The organism is Lentilactobacillus sp. Marseille-Q4993 (assembly GCF_951230165.1).
Lineage (GTDB): Bacteria > Bacillota > Bacilli > Lactobacillales > Lactobacillaceae > Lentilactobacillus.
Map to the genome: position 1 here is coordinate 18,600 of NZ_CATNVB010000013.1, position 14,587 is coordinate 33,186.

Annotated in this window: 13 protein-coding genes; 7 read left to right on the forward strand and 6 right to left on the reverse strand. The window is 41.2% G+C overall.

What is annotated here, in order from left to right; genetic code table 11:
* Nucleotide 1: 1 nt before the first annotated feature.
* A complete protein-coding gene (locus QOW94_RS06375) occupies nucleotides 2–664 on the reverse strand; it encodes a histidine phosphatase family protein (RefSeq protein WP_283679440.1) in 663 nt (220 codons plus the stop codon).
* Between the two features lie 225 nt (nucleotides 665–889).
* On the opposite strand from QOW94_RS06375, the gene QOW94_RS06380 reads away from it, so the two are divergent.
* The 4 genes from QOW94_RS06380 to QOW94_RS06395 all read left to right on the forward strand — a co-directional run bounded on the left by QOW94_RS06380 (nucleotide 890) and on the right by QOW94_RS06395 (nucleotide 5,172).
* Nucleotides 890–3,040 (forward strand): LTA synthase family protein, encoded by a 2,151-nt coding sequence (locus QOW94_RS06380; protein ID WP_283679441.1) that lies wholly within the window; start codon nucleotides 890–892, stop codon nucleotides 3,038–3,040.
* Between the two features lie 15 nt (nucleotides 3,041–3,055).
* A complete protein-coding gene (locus QOW94_RS06385) occupies nucleotides 3,056–3,802 on the forward strand; it encodes a potassium channel family protein (protein WP_283679442.1) in 747 nt (248 codons plus the stop codon).
* 155 nt (nucleotides 3,803–3,957) lie between these two features.
* Nucleotides 3,958–4,407, forward strand: a complete 450-nt coding sequence (locus QOW94_RS06390; protein ID WP_283679443.1) for a LytTR family DNA-binding domain-containing protein — start codon at nucleotides 3,958–3,960, stop codon at nucleotides 4,405–4,407.
* Nucleotides 4,408–4,410: 3 nt separating this feature from the next.
* Nucleotides 4,411–5,172 carry a LiaF transmembrane domain-containing protein gene (locus QOW94_RS06395; protein ID WP_283679444.1) on the forward strand — a complete coding sequence of 254 codons (762 nt, stop codon included), beginning with the start codon at nucleotides 4,411–4,413 and terminating at the stop codon, nucleotides 5,170–5,172.
* Between the two features lie 18 nt (nucleotides 5,173–5,190).
* Here QOW94_RS06395 and QOW94_RS06400 read toward each other — a convergent pair whose 3' ends face one another.
* From QOW94_RS06400 to QOW94_RS06410, 3 genes are all read right to left on the reverse strand, one after another.
* Complete coding sequence (locus QOW94_RS06400; RefSeq protein WP_283679445.1) at nucleotides 5,191–5,391, reverse strand: hypothetical protein; 201 nt, start codon at nucleotides 5,389–5,391, stop codon at nucleotides 5,191–5,193.
* Nucleotides 5,392–5,476: 85 nt separating this feature from the next.
* The gene (locus tag QOW94_RS06405; RefSeq protein WP_283679446.1) at nucleotides 5,477–6,460 is read right to left on the reverse strand and encodes an NAD(P)/FAD-dependent oxidoreductase; all 984 of its coding nucleotides are present in this window, start codon (nucleotides 6,458–6,460) and stop codon (nucleotides 5,477–5,479) included.
* 11 nt (nucleotides 6,461–6,471) lie between these two features.
* Entirely contained in the window at nucleotides 6,472–7,542 is a 1,071-nt protein-coding gene (locus QOW94_RS06410; protein WP_283679447.1) for a PrsW family intramembrane metalloprotease, read from the reverse strand.
* Nucleotides 7,543–7,690: 148 nt separating this feature from the next.
* Here QOW94_RS06410 and QOW94_RS06415 point away from each other — a divergent pair, with 148 nt between their 5' ends.
* The gene (locus tag QOW94_RS06415; RefSeq protein WP_283679448.1) at nucleotides 7,691–8,650 is read left to right on the forward strand and encodes a nucleoside hydrolase; all 960 of its coding nucleotides are present in this window, start codon (nucleotides 7,691–7,693) and stop codon (nucleotides 8,648–8,650) included.
* A gap of 88 nt (nucleotides 8,651–8,738) precedes the next feature.
* Here QOW94_RS06415 and QOW94_RS06420 read toward each other — a convergent pair whose 3' ends face one another.
* On the reverse strand, nucleotides 8,739–9,557 hold the full coding sequence (locus QOW94_RS06420; protein ID WP_283679449.1) for a Cof-type HAD-IIB family hydrolase: 819 nt from the start codon (nucleotides 9,555–9,557) through the stop codon (nucleotides 8,739–8,741).
* Nucleotides 9,558–9,726: 169 nt separating this feature from the next.
* The gene (gene spx / locus QOW94_RS06425; protein ID WP_283679450.1) at nucleotides 9,727–10,125 is read right to left on the reverse strand and encodes a transcriptional regulator Spx; all 399 of its coding nucleotides are present in this window, start codon (nucleotides 10,123–10,125) and stop codon (nucleotides 9,727–9,729) included.
* Between the two features lie 194 nt (nucleotides 10,126–10,319).
* Here spx and QOW94_RS06430 point away from each other — a divergent pair, with 194 nt between their 5' ends.
* Together QOW94_RS06430 and QOW94_RS06435 are read left to right on the forward strand one after the other, a co-directional pair.
* Nucleotides 10,320–12,293 carry a cation:proton antiporter gene (locus QOW94_RS06430; RefSeq protein ID WP_283679452.1) on the forward strand — a complete coding sequence of 658 codons (1,974 nt, stop codon included), beginning with the start codon at nucleotides 10,320–10,322 and terminating at the stop codon, nucleotides 12,291–12,293.
* A 102-nt stretch (nucleotides 12,294–12,395) separates the two neighbouring features.
* Nucleotides 12,396–13,979 (forward strand): bifunctional metallophosphatase/5'-nucleotidase, encoded by a 1,584-nt coding sequence (locus tag QOW94_RS06435; protein WP_283679453.1) that lies wholly within the window; start codon nucleotides 12,396–12,398, stop codon nucleotides 13,977–13,979.
* Nucleotides 13,980–14,587 lie beyond the last annotated feature (608 nt).

Consider the following 14,587-nt stretch of genomic DNA (forward strand, 5'->3'; position numbering starts at 1 on the left):
CCTACTTTTCGTTGAAGGCGGAGACAGTAACATCATCGCCATCAAATTCTAGTTTGGTCAAACTACCATTTTCAGGTCGGGTCGATACATCAAACTTTCCCTTACCAAAACGTTCGACCACGCTCAATAGTGTATTCCCATGACTAATCAACAGTACCTTATCGCCGTCCTTGATTGCGGCGTTACTCTTAATAAGATCAAAACCAGCATCGACTCGCTGCCAGTACTCTTCATTATTCTCTGCTTGATGAAATGGATCGGCTTCCTTTAAGAAATCCTTGGCTTTACCAATTGAATATTTTTCTTCGATTGCCTTAAAAGTCGGCAGGCCGTGTGGGGCTCCAGCTAGGTACCAAGCTTGATCCATATCCGTGCCTTCGTAATATCCGTAAAACTCTTCCCGAAAATTCATTGCGGTGATTGGTTTATCGATATCAGACGCCTCATTTAAATCGATGATTTTCTGAGCTGTTTCCATTGCGCGTGTCGTGTCTGAACAGTATGCAGCAGCAAACTTAACATCTTTTAGCTTGTTACCCGTATCAACGGCATTTTGAATACCCTTATCTGTAAGGGGAGAATTGCTCCATCCTTGAAGTTTGTTATAAATGTTAAAGTAGGTTTGGCCGTGACGGACCATGTACAATGTGAATTTCTTTGCCATTATGTTCACGTCCCTTTCTAATGTTAATACCAAAATTAACTTTCTGGTATTCCCGTTGTTTTCCAACATCATAGAAAACTAACAATTGTACCTCCAGTATACCAACTTATCCTTGATTATAATTCAACAACCGGTTAAGATTTTGGCAAAATCATCATTTTTTCAGTCTTTTTTCCTTTTTATTTGTTACGATTGAAAAAGCAATTACTACGAAGGAGTTCCATCTTGAAATACGTAAACAAAATTCTCAAAAAAAGTAGCACCAGAATCGGATTTCTCATACTTCTTGCCAGCCTCTTCTGGTTAAAAACGATTCTTGCCTACTTCATCGACTTTAAATTGGGGATTCAAAACCCATTTCAGTTTTTTATCGTGCTTATCAACCCCATCGCAACAACCGTCCTCTTATTGGGGATTCCTCTCTACTTCAAAAAGAGTCGAATTTTCTATCCAGTTGCCTTCTTAGTTGATATTCTCAATACAGTGCTCCTGTACCTGAACGTCATCTATTACCGTGAGTTTACCGATTATATGACGGTCAGCACTATGACCGGCTATTCTAAGGTCAACCAGGGGCTCTCTGGAAGTTCACTAGCGCTAACCAATATCCACGACATTATCTACTGGATCGATATCATCGTGGTGATTGGTCTCATTTTGTTTAAAAAGATAAAATTAGATCACCGTCCGCTCAACAAACGGATTGGGTTAGCCGTAACTTCATCGGCGGTCTTGTTATTCATGGTCAACCTTTCCCTCGGTGAAATGGATCGCCCTCAACTACTAGGTCGGACGTTTGACCGGTCTTACATCGTCAAGTACCTTGGCCTTGACGCCTTTACCGTATACGATGGTGCTAAATCACAACACAATAACGACTTACGAGCAACTGCAACCAAGTCAGAGTTAACCAAGGTCCAGAAGTACACCAATAAGCACTACGCTAAACCAAATAAAAAATACTACGGTGTTGCTAAGGGTAAGAACGTAATCGTCCTTCACTTAGAGAGTTTCCAACAATTCTTGATTGGTCAAAAAATCAATGGCAAGGAAGTAACGCCGTTCTTGAACAAGCTCTATAAGAGTAAGTCTACCTACGCGTTTAGAAACTTCTTCCACCAGGTTGGTCAGGGAAAAACTTCGGATGCTGAAAACATGTTAGAGACTAGCACGTTTGGGTTGCCCCAAGGATCTCTATTTGCCCAATTAGGGAGTGACAATACTTTCCAAGCTGCCCCCGCTATCTTCAAACAACGGGCAGGCTATACTAGTGCTGTCTTCCACGGTAATATCGCCAGTTTCTGGAACCGAAATAACGTGTACAAGAACATGGGTTACCAAAACTTCTTTGATGCCAGTTATTACGACACATCTGGTGATAGATCACTTGGATACGGACTGAAAGATAAGCTACTATTCCATGATTCAATCAAATACCTGCAAAACTTGCAGCAACCGTTTTACGTTAAATTCTTAACGGTTACTAACCACTTCCCTTATGATTTGGATAAAGAAGATACCAGCACCAACTTTAAGACGACCACCACTGATGATGACGTCGTCAATAACTACTTCCTAACTGCCCACTACCTTGACCAATCAATTCATGAGTTCTACCGTTACATGAAGAAATCTGGTCTCCTCAAGAACTCAATGATTGTACTTTATGGTGACCACTACGGAATTTCTGATTCTGAAAATAAGAACCTCGCTAAAGCACTTGGAAAGGATCCATCAGAGTGGACTGACTATAACGATGCTCAGTTCCAGCGCGTCCCATTCATGATTAATATTCCTAGTCGTAAAGACGGGTTTGTTTCTAATAAGTATGGTGGCGAAATTGATTTTCTTCCAACCATCATGCACTTAATGGGAATTAGCACCAAACGTTATATTCAATTTGGGACTGATATGTTATCTAAGCAACACGACCAACTTGTAGCATTCAGAAATCAAGATTGGGTCAACCCTCAATACACATCGATCGATAACAATATCTATTCTAATAAGACCGGTGAGCTTGCCAAACTAACCAAGCAACAGCAAAAGCAAGTCAAAAAGGATAAAAAGCAGGTAAATCAGGAATTATCATTATCCGACTCACTGAACGAAAAGAACTTGCTCCGGTTCTACCATCCAAAGGGATTTGAATCAATTGATCCCCGAAAGTACAACTACGCAAATGAGTTACAAAAAGCCATCAAGATTGAAAAACGGCTCGGTAACAAATCTACTAGTTTATACTCTAAGAACGGTAATAAATCTACAACTAGTCTTTACAAGACAAACGCACCTGAAATTCACCATAAGACTACTGATTCTAACCGAATCAAGATTACTAACCCAGATGCTACGAACAACGAAAGTACTCGGTAATCGAGGCGAATGAATATGAATGAAAAACAAAAAACGGGGATTTTACTTTTTTACAACGTTCTGATTGCGGGACTGGCACTCATTTCAATCGGGATGGTGGTTTTAGCTCTGCTTGGCGATATCTCGCTTCACATTGGCTGGGCTAGAACTACCTTCTACGTGATTTGGCTAGTTTTCCTTGGCGATTATTTGGTCAGATTCTTCCGGGCAAAATCGAGAAAACAGTTCTTAATTGAGAATATGTTTGATTTAATTGCGTTAGTCCCTTCCCACCCGATCTTCGTATTCTTCCGGTTTGCGAGAATCGTTCGAATCATCCGGTACTACCATATTTTTTGGAAACTGGGATGGTCGGGAAAGTTTACCAAAAACATGCACAATTTTCTTTACGACACAGGGTTTATTTACCTGCTATCAATTAGTTTGGTAATTCTGATCTTTAGTTCATTGATTTTTGCTTCATTTGAGCACGATTCCCTCGCCAAATCACTTTGGTGGGCAATTACCACAGCCACCACTGTCGGGTACGGCGATGTCACGCCCCATACGATGGGTGGTAAAGTGGTTTCTGGAATTTTGATGTTTGGCGGAATCGGCTTTATTGGTTTATTAACATCAACCATCACTGACTTCTTCACAGATCAAAACGCTGAGGATGAGAAGGAAGCTAGCATTAAAGAGCTAACCCGACAGGTCACTAGACTAACCAAACAGGTTAACCATTTGGAGCGAACGATAGCCAAACAAAATAATAAGAAGTAACTAATAAGGAGAATAATCTATTCAGTATCTGAAGATGCTGAATAGATTACTCTCCTTTTCAAACCAGATAGCCCACTTTTTTGACCACTTACGCAAATCTCGTTTACACTGAAAGCAAACAATGGTGTAATTACAGAATAAAGCGAGGGGTGTAAATGAAAATTAGAGTTGAAATTGATGATTCACTTGTGGAAAAGGAAATCGTCATCAGGGCGCCAGAATACGACGACAATATCAAGCAGCTTTACGATACCGTCACAAACGCTGTGCCTAAAGAAACCAATCTGGTCTATTACAAGGACGACTCAGAATTCTTTTTGGATTTAAACGACATTCTGTTTTTTGAGACTGATAATCGACAAGTCCACGCCCATACCGCCACTGATAATTACACTATTAAACAGCGGCTGTATGAATTAGAGGACATTCTCCCAAGCAAATTCGTCCGTATCTCCAAATCGGCAATCCTCAACTTAGACCAAATATTTTCAATCACTCGCTCAGTAACTGGGACCGTCGCTAGTTTTCAAAAATCACAAAAACAAGTATTCGTGTCTCGGCGTTATTACCGGCCACTCAAGGACCGATTAGAGAAAAGGGGTTAAATAATGAGTAGAAAACGACAACGCCAGTGGGTCACCGGAACGGTGTTCATTCTGGCCGCAATTGGGATATTAGGAGTCAACGTTGGCTGGATCACCTTTCACGTTGGCATTTTAACGATTATCATGAGCATCATTCTAGCAATCATTTTCGGAATGTTCTTGCTCAACTTTAACGTATTTGGTAGTGTTTTCTCGCTTGCCTTTCTGGTCATGCTTTATGCGGGGCCATTAGGAATTACCCACATGGTTCCATGGTCTATCCTAGGAATCGCCCTGTTTCTAAGTATTGGGCTATCGATTCTATTTCGACCATTGATCCACAGGCAACGAATCAGACGGTGGAATCGTTGGGCTGAGGAGAAAACCGCGGATTTTATCAACGGGGCTGGTCGGTTCTCAGAGACTACGCAGGAAACAACTGGTATCGAAAATGATCAGTCCCATTTCAATATTGAAATCAACGTTGGTGAGTCAACTAAGTATATCGAAAGCGAGAACTTTCAACGGGCAGACATAACCGCCTCGTTTTCATCACTAAATGTTTACTTTGATAAGGCAAAAATCACGGATGATTATGCCGTAATTAACGTTGATGGATCAACTAGTGAAGTGACGCTCTACTTGCCAAAAGAATGGAACGTAATCAACCACGTTGCCACTAATTTTGGTGAAACTGACACTAAACAAAGTGATTTCACTGATGGCCCAACTGTGTATATCAACGGATCGATGAGCTTTGGTCAGTTGAAGATTGTGTATATATAAAAAGGCAAGGAATTCAAGTTAATCTTGAATTCCTTGCCTTTTTGTTATGTTCATTACCGAAACAACCTGTGCTTCCACTTTTCTAAATCCGACCACAAATAAATCCGCCATCACAACAATAATTGCTCCAAGCGCTTGGTTTCTAGCAGCTTCCGCAATTCCAGCCACTAAAATCACAAAGTAGCAACTAATCATAAAAATCGTTCTTACTTTAGCCAATTAACCCAACTCCCACACATGATATGAATAACCTACCATGAATCTCTGGAAGCTCGCAACGTAACCAGCGGTTTACACCACTTGCTTAACGCTTTAGTGACGTACTATGGACTGGCCCTCTTCGATCAGGATAAATACTTTTCATTAGGGGATTCACTGCCAAAGGAGCTTCACCGAACCCTGTCGCAATCAGTGGCTGCTTGTCATCGTAATCAGAAACATCCCCAATCGCAAAAACATTCTTCTCACTAGTAATTCCGCTAGTATTTGCAGTAATTTTGCCCCGACTACCATCTGGATGGACTCCCCAACCACTAAGTGCGTCATCCTGCGCAATGAAACCGTAATTGACAACGATATCGTCAACCACCATCTTTTTCTCATCGTCAGTTTTCATTTTTTTGGCTGATATTTCAACCTGATCACCCTTGGCAGCCAGCTCTTTGATTAGGTATGGTGTGACCAATTCAATACTTGATTGGTCGAGCAAATCAACACTATGTTCCATCGCTCTAAACTTTTCCCGGCGGTGAAGAAGGTATACTTGGTGCGCTACTGGCTCTAACAACAGTGCCTCATCAATCGCCGAATCGCCACCCCCAGCAACAAGCACATCCCTACCTTTAAAATGAGCAAGATTTTTGACACTATAGAACAGGTTTTTCCCTTCAAACTCTTCACTGTTATCAACAGCTAGTTTGCGAGGATTAAAAGCTCCCACTCCGGTTGCGATAATAATCCCCTTAGTTTCACTGGTGCCCTTGTCGGTAGTGATTTTGAAGCCCTCGTCCGTTCGCTCAACGTTGGTAACCGTCGTATTCAGTTTAACCTCTGTATCGACCGTTTTAAGCTGCTCTTCAAGTTGGTTAACCAAATCCCTTCCTTTGATTTGGGGATAGCCACCAACATCCAAAATCGTCTTTTCAGGGTACAAAGCGGTCACCTGACCACCTAATTCTGACAAACTTTCAATAATTTGAGTTTTGGCATTCCTCAACCCAGCGTAAAATCCCGCAAAAATTCCGGCGGGGCCACCACCAATTACAGTAATATCATAAGGTTCAGTCATTTTATGCACTCCTATCGTTTCTGTGCTTTCTTATTTTTTCGATTGATAATTCTTTGACCTTGTAGGGTCTTCACTTCCCGCAATCCAGCATCAATCAAGATTGTGATTGTAAACCATCCCACTACAACATCGAACACCTCTTGAGCAATGGATACCCCAATCCCTGTGTGAGGAATGTCCCAATCCCAGAAGGTATGGAGAAAAATTACCAGTAGTAAAAAGATGAAAAATCGGGGCTTTGTAAAGAAATCCTTTACTCTAAATGGTTGCTTTCTAGTCTTCCCTAAAATAACAGCTCCACCAACGATGGCTGCCCAAATGGTATGGGTTCCAAACGCCTGGAAACTACGCGTAAAAATTGTAAATAGACCATATTCACTGACATAACCAGAACTTTCAAACACTGAGAAACCAGCTCCAACCGCTGCTCCAATCAACACTCCGTTAAAAATGTAGTTTAGTTTATACCGATTAATGAACAAAATCACCACGATACACTTGGCGACTTCTTCAACAAAGCCGACTAACAGAGCATTTTCAATACTGACCGTTGTTTTGATTGGCAAGGCTAGATAAAGGGTCATCGTCACGATCAGCGACAGGATTCCTCCCACTAAAAACGTAGTTATCGTCTGCAGTGCGGAAATATTTTGGTAAACGTTGATCTCAAAAAACATCATTAGCAATGAAAAAGGCACGGCCAATGATCCAATAAAGATAATTCCGGGAATTACCTTATCCGACTTGAACATTACTAAGAGCATCATCAGCATTGTAAAACTGACCGCAAGTAGCAGGAATACCCGGCTAAAAAACCATGGTTTGACCGGACTACTTGAAACCTTAGCTAAAGACGGCGTTGTTTTTCTCGTCCCCACAATAAATAACCGATCGGCTTCATCCTTAGTATGTTTCTGAAAAACTTCGGAAAACATTTTTGAAAGATGAATTTCAACCGTCCTATCGCCACTTTCTTCCAAATGACGAGCAATATTATCGTCCAAGTTGTCGTAGTTTCTTCGAACACCAGCCCAGAGAAAACTAAACATGCCTTGGCACCATTTCGATATTTTTTTAAACATTACTAACTCCTATATATAGATACTTATAAGCGTAAACTAGAAACTAATTTGTTTCAAGGAGTAAGAAAAATTGAGTTTTTAGGCGAGATTTAGTATTATTAAGTAAAGGGTTTTCATCCTTGATATTACAATAATGGAGGTAGTTTTGATGGCCCAAAAGAAAATGATTTTAGACCTTGATACAGGTATTGATGATGCAATGGCAATTGCTTATGCGGTTGCCTCACCAGAAGTTGACTTAATTGGGATTCTTGGTTCTTACGGTAACGTGTACGTTGAGGACGGTGCGGTTAATTCCCTCAAGATTTTGGAATTGCTTGGCGTAACCGATGTTCCAGTTTACGTTGGTCTTCCCCACTCATCAGAATCTGATCACTTTGACAGAATGCCAGTTAGTGCCCAAATTCACGGGGACAACGGAATTGGTGAAGTAGAACTTCCAGAACCAAAGCGCGCAGTTGAAACTGGTGATGGTATCGACTTCCTTATCGACTCAGTTAAAAAGTACGGTAAGGACCTGATTTTAGTACCAACTGGCCCACTAACCAACTTGGATGCTGCCATCAAGAAGGATCCTTCAATTACCAAAGAAATTGGTAACGTAACTATCATGGGTGGAGCTCTAACCGTTCCTGGTAACGTATCAAACGTAACTGAGGCTAACATTCAACAAGATGCTGCCGCCGCAAACCGCGTGTTTACTAGTCCACTTCACCTAACTATGGTTGGACTAGACGTAACCCTTAGAACCCTACTTACAAAGAAGGAAACTCAACAATGGCGTGACTTAGGAACTAAGTCCGGTAAAGCATTCGCTGATATCGTTGATTACTACATTAAGGCCTACGAGGTTACTAGCCCTGACCTCCACGGTTGTGCATTGCACGATCCATTTGCTGTCGGGGTGGCAATCAATCCAGACTTTGTAACCTGCCTTGATTTGAATATGTACGTAACAACTGACGACAAGTTCTATGGTCGAACAGTTGGTGACCCAGCAAGATTATCTGAACCTGATACTAACGTTAAGGTAGCTGTTAACGCTGATGTTGATGGATACTTGAAAGAATTTATGAGTAGATTGGGTGGCTTGTTTAAGGAAAACTAACCATCAACCATAATCTAAATAAAAAACACATTGGACCTGGGAAAGGGCACAGCATGATGCCTAAATTATCCCAGGCACAATGTGTTTTTTATTTAAACAGCTTCTGCGTTGCTTCCTTCTCCACAAATGCTGCCACGCCATCTTCATCGTTCGAAAGCGTTGTTTCGTTGGCAACAGCCTTAATCTCATCACTAGCATTTGCCATCGCAACGCCAACCCCTGCAGCTTCGATCATTCCATGGTCATTTTCAGCATCTCCAAACGCCATCAGATTTGAAAAATCCCAACCAAAATGATCTAGCAAATGACTTAGGCCAACCTTCTTATCCATTCCGGCAGCCAAAAATTCTAAGATATGTGGCTGCGACCGCACGATGTGATATTGCTGGTACAGGTTATCAGGAAGCTTAGCAACATATCCGTCTAACTCTTCCTTCACTGCACTTAAAATCGCCTTAGAATAAAGCTGGTCATCAGGCAAATCAGCGAAGGTCATGTGATCGAAGTGAAGCCGGCCATTAAATTGGTCCTCGTAAATCGACTTCTTCAAATCGGTAATTGAGTATGCCTGCTCAAAGTTTAGGACATCAAGTGGCGTATCGTTTGCTTGAGCAAAGTCATGGAGGGCTACTAAGTCATCCTTCTTCATCCCACTCTTGGCAAGGGCTTGCTTATCTTGATTGTGAATAACCAATGCACCATTGAAGGTAATCGTGAAATCAGCTGCTTCAGTTAATCCTAATTGCTCAATAAAGTGCCAAATTGCGTTGATTGGGCGACCGGTACACAACACCACTTTAATTCCCTGTTCGTGCAGCTTCTTTAGTGCGCTTTCGTTAACCTTAGAAATGGTCTTATCACTCGTCAGCAAAGTATTATCCAAATCTAAAGCAATCATCTTAATCATGTTAGTGCCAACTTTCGTTTAGAGTTATTTTAGTCTTAATTATACAATTTATCAGAATTGCCTGCTTACAAAACTTTAAATCAGGGCATTCAAATTACCAAATGCACAAAAAAAACGCCAGCCATCACGACTGTCGTTTTCAAATTAATTATAATTAGTAAGTAATACCTTAACCAATCATTTGAGCTTCAAGCTCACGCAATTCGGCTTCCCGAACACTTCTTGGTAAGAAACGACGAATTTCTTCTTCGTTAAAACCAACTTCGATTCTGTGGTCATCGAAAATGATTGGCCGCTTGATCAAGTCAGGATATTTAACAACTAGGTTAACTAGTTGTGATACCGACAAATTATCCAAGTTAAGGTTCAACTTTTTATAGATATTTGAACGAGTAGAAATGATATCCTCACTACCATTTTCCGTAAGTCGAAGCAATTTCTTAACTTCGTCAGCGTTTAATGGATTTGAATTAATGTTTCTTTCTTTAAAGTCAATATTGTGACCTTTGAGCCATGCTCGAGCCTTTCGACTTGAAGCACTGCTTTGTGCAACGTATAAATTTAACATATTGAATCCCCCTTATAGGATAGGTATCTGTAATAACCTAATCTACAGTTTTAATATTATCACAAGGTAAATGATTGTCAACACCGTTACTTACTTTTTACAATTAGAATTTCACAAACTAATTAACTTTTTTTACCTCATTCTTTATCCTATAATGGTGGGTATTAAAACGATTATCGGGGGAAGTTTTTATCATGGAGATTCTGTATTCAGTTGTCTTATTAATAGTTGCGACCATCGTTTCCAATGTTATTGCATCAACCTCATCAAGAATTCCGGTAACTTTTTTTCAAATATTTGCGGGATTAGCTTTATCTTTCGTCCCACTCTTTCATCATTACACCCTTTACCCTGAGGTGTTTATGTTACTGATCATCGCGCCACTACTATACCATGACGGGTTAAAAGCAGATCTTTCCCAGTTTCGCGATGGCTTTGGAACTTTGTTTTCAATGGCGGTTTTTCTTGCCGTTATCACTGCGGTTATCATGGGACTAGGCTTTCACACTTTAATGCCCGTTATTCCAATTGCATTGTGTATCACCTTAACCGCTATCGTCACTCCAACCGATTCACTGGCATTACAGTCGATAACCCAAAATATCGACATGCCAGAATCTATCTCCTCGGTTTTAGAAACCGAATCGCTATTCAATGACGCCTCTGGTATCGTGATTTTCAATCTTGCCATTTCTGCTTACACCTCTGGCCAGTTTTCCATCGCTAAGGGGCTTACCAGCTTTGGAATTAGTTTCTTCGGCGGGATCTTCCTTGGCCTAATTGCAGGACTCCTGTTTTTCTCACTGTACGAATTCCTTATTTCAAAATCAATGGACACATCAAGCGTTTTGGTACCACTAACCTTGATGGCACCAATTGCAATCTATTTGGTGGCCGAGGAATTTCATTTTTCAGGCATCCTAGCAGCGGTAACCGCCGGAATTGTTCACGGGCTTAATTCCAGTCGATTAAAACTTACATCAACCGACGTCCAGTTAGTCACGAGTTCTAGTTGGGACTTGATTGCCAAACTCTTGTCTGGGGTTGTTTTTGTCCTATTAGGAGTTACTCTTCCCACCGTTGCAAGCCAGGTCGTGAGTTACTCGACAGGTTACATATTCAAACTAACGATTTTTGCGGCCATTTTATACCTTGGTATCTGTGCAGTTCGCTACCTGTGGGTCAAACTCAATTTAGTAAAGGTTCATCCCCAAGAAAAAGCCACTAATAAGGAAGCCTTGATTACTTCCATTGGCGGAATTCACGGAACTATCACCCTTTCAATGGCTCTTTCGTTACCGCTAACATTAGCCGGCGAGTCATTTCCATTCAGATCCCAACTAATTTTCATTGCAACGATTGTAATCCTATTAAGCTTGATAACCCCAACTCTGTGGCTCCCTCGATTAGTTGGCCGAAAGCAGGCGCACAATGCAGAAGCTTTCTACCAATTTCGTAACTCCATGGCTGATTACAGCATTTCTCAAATCAAACAGGAGGAGACGATTCCAATCATCGACCGGAACTACGTCATCGATATGCTCAACAGTCAGAAAAAACGCGGTCACATCAACCGAGATGAGGTTCAAGAAATCACCAACCAGACTAATAAACTAATCCAAGATAAACTGTACTCAATGCTCACAGATAACCAAATCCCAGACCGATTTGCAAAGGCAATCGCTCGCCGTGGTGTTTCCCGTTCCCACCAACGTGGAAATTTCTGGTCACGGTTAGGGTTCTGGATCAAAGTTCAATTTGTAAGAAAGAAAACCAAAAAATTTGAACAACAAATCGCTCGGAAGCCTGGGTTTGACCAAACCAAAATGAACAATAACAAGCAAGCATTCTTTGAGATTCAAAGGAAAACTAATAAACAAATTCTGGTCGTCGTAAACGATTACTTAGACCAGATTGAGACTCCTGACAACGCTGACTCCGTCAACTATGTTCGTCAAGGTTACACGATGAGGCTAAGTCGTGGCAACATCGATGAGTCATCTGCTCAGCGAAGAACTCAACTTTTGATCAAAGCGTTCCAATATGAGTATTCCTTTGTTGCTAATCTATTCAACGCAAATAAGATTGAAAAAGCCCTATCAGATCGATTAAACCAAAGTATAACAACTGACCAGATGGTTTACCTGCAATCAGTTGACGAGGGATAACGGATTACAAAATAGATTTTAAGTGTTATTTGTCCTACCAGTTTTACATCTTGCCAATTCTTTTATATACTTGAGTTCATAGAATATCGTGTAGGTGAAAATATGAAAATAACTTTCTTATGTACTAGCGATACTCACGGCTTCATCGAGCCGACCAATTACGTTGACAAAGGCCTCGATAAACCGTTTGGTATCGAAAAAGCGTGCAGTGCTATAAAGCAGTATAAGAAAAGCCACCCAGATGAACAGGTAGTTGTAATTGATAACGGCGACTTTCTCGAAGGATCGCCCCTGTCTTACTATGTCGCAAAAATGGCAGATCATGAAGATCGAGCAGCCTACGCAAAGGCCTACAACCAAGTTGGCTATCAGATTGGCTCGATTGGCAACCATGAATTTGACTACGGCGTAAAGTACCTCGAATCGATGATGGCAGCGTCTGACCGCGATTTTGTTTGTGCTAATATTGTTGATCACAACAAGGAACCAATGCTTGGCAAACCATATAAAATTCTGCAGGTGGGCCCGTGTAAAGTCGGCTTTTTAGGATTAACTACCACCAGCACCAAGAAGTGGAAGAACATCGGTGATTCAGATGATTTCAACTTGATTTCGGAAATGGAAGCCGTGGAAAAATATCTACCAGAGATTAAGGAGCAGGCTGATATCGCTGCTGTTGTCTACCATGGCGGGTTTGAACGCGATCACACCGGTACTTGGACTGATATTAACCCTGGTGAGAATAAGGGTTATGACTTATTGGAACACGTCGATGGAATTGATGCCTTAATTTCTGGACATCAGCATCGTCGCATCGCTAGTCACTTATTCAAGGTCCCCGTGATTCAGCCCGGTTTTCGGGGCGAGTTTATCGGCAGAATTACCTTGAACTACTCTCAATCAGAACACCGGGTAACGAAAAGTGAGAGTGAATTAATTAGTGTGGCTGATTATCCTATCGATCCACAAATCGATGAAACAATCCAACCATTAGCTCAGCACCTATCAAAATGGTTGGACAAACCACTTTCAAGAATCGATGGGAACCTTACCTTTACGGATCCACTCAAGGTGAGAACCGAAGACAGTTCGTTTATTGAGTTTATTCAAAAAATTCAAATGGATAAAATGGGAGTCGATGTTTCCGCAACAGCCCTTTATAATAACGAAGCTCATGGCTTTTCAAATCCAATCACAATGAGAAATATAATCACTAACTATGTTTATCCAAACACCCTTGTCGTTTCTGAAATTTCAGGGGCAGATTTGAAGGGTGCCCTGGAAGTTAGTGCAGAGTATTTTGATACTAAGGCTGGTCATGTAGTCGTAAACGAACGGTTTATTTTCCCAAAACAACGTTACTACAATTACGATATGTTTGAAGGCATCGATTACATCCTGGATGTTTCCCGTCCTGTCGGCGACAGAGTAACCAAACTTCAGTATCACGGCAAGGACGTCAGTCCCGACGATACAATTAAAATCGCGCTTAATCGATACCGGGCAAGTGGTGGTGGCCACTACCCAATGTACACCAAAGAGAAAATCATTAAATCTGATCATACTATTATTTCACAAGTGATTCTTGAATATCTTGAACATCATCCGGTAGTGACGCCAACAATTAACAACAACTTCCAAGTATTAGCTGGGGAGCCACTAAAAACCAACGATGAACAGAAATAGAGCAATTATTGAGAAAAGCATCTGGCTATGGCTGGGTGTTTTTTTGTTGGAAAATGTTGGTGGGGAGTTGTGAGGTGCTGGAAAGGGAAGTAGTTAAAACGGGTACGGAATTTCAATCTTAGCACAGTAGCTGTCGCGACTGACTCCACTCTGTGTTCATCAGTTAGCGTCAACTTTGTGAAGGCTCACAAACGAAATCAAAGATTTCTGGTTCGCTCTCCCGCTTATAAAACACGTTATTTGCACAGCCAAAACGTGTTCAAACAATCTGATTCCTACGTTGGCTACATGGTCAAAACGTGCTCGCTCCTTCAGTCACCTCCGCTTATAAAACAGATGCACGCTATTTACACAGCCAAAACGTGCTCAAACAATCTGATTCCTACGTTTAAAAAAATAAGGGCTATTATGGCAAACCACCATAATAACCCTTATTCCCTTAATCCTACGTAGCCAAAACGTGCTCGCTCCTTCAGTCACCTCCGCTTATAAAACAGATGCACGCTATTTACACAGCCAAAACGTGCTCAAACAATCTGATTCCTACGTTTAAAAAAATAAGGGCTATTATGGCAAACCACCATAATAACCCTTATTCCCTTAATCCT

Coding starts and splice junctions, on each gene's coding strand:
- QOW94_RS06375 (WP_283679440.1), bottom strand. CDS start 664: ATGGCAAAGAAATTCACATTGTACATGGTCCGTCACGGCCAAACCTAC.
- QOW94_RS06385 (WP_283679442.1), top strand. CDS start 3,056: ATGAATGAAAAACAAAAAACGGGGATTTTACTTTTTTACAACGTTCTG.
- QOW94_RS06390 (WP_283679443.1), top strand. CDS start 3,958: ATGAAAATTAGAGTTGAAATTGATGATTCACTTGTGGAAAAGGAAATC.
- QOW94_RS06435 (WP_283679453.1), top strand. CDS start 12,396: ATGAAAATAACTTTCTTATGTACTAGCGATACTCACGGCTTCATCGAG.
- QOW94_RS06410 (WP_283679447.1), bottom strand. CDS start 7,542: ATGTTTAAAAAAATATCGAAATGGTGCCAAGGCATGTTTAGTTTTCTC.
- QOW94_RS06430 (WP_283679452.1), top strand. CDS start 10,320: ATGGAGATTCTGTATTCAGTTGTCTTATTAATAGTTGCGACCATCGTT.
- spx (WP_283679450.1), bottom strand. CDS start 10,125: ATGTTAAATTTATACGTTGCACAAAGCAGTGCTTCAAGTCGAAAGGCT.
- QOW94_RS06405 (WP_283679446.1), bottom strand. CDS start 6,460: ATGACTGAACCTTATGATATTACTGTAATTGGTGGTGGCCCCGCCGGA.
- QOW94_RS06395 (WP_283679444.1), top strand. CDS start 4,411: ATGAGTAGAAAACGACAACGCCAGTGGGTCACCGGAACGGTGTTCATT.
- QOW94_RS06415 (WP_283679448.1), top strand. CDS start 7,691: ATGGCCCAAAAGAAAATGATTTTAGACCTTGATACAGGTATTGATGAT.
- QOW94_RS06420 (WP_283679449.1), bottom strand. CDS start 9,557: ATGATTAAGATGATTGCTTTAGATTTGGATAATACTTTGCTGACGAGT.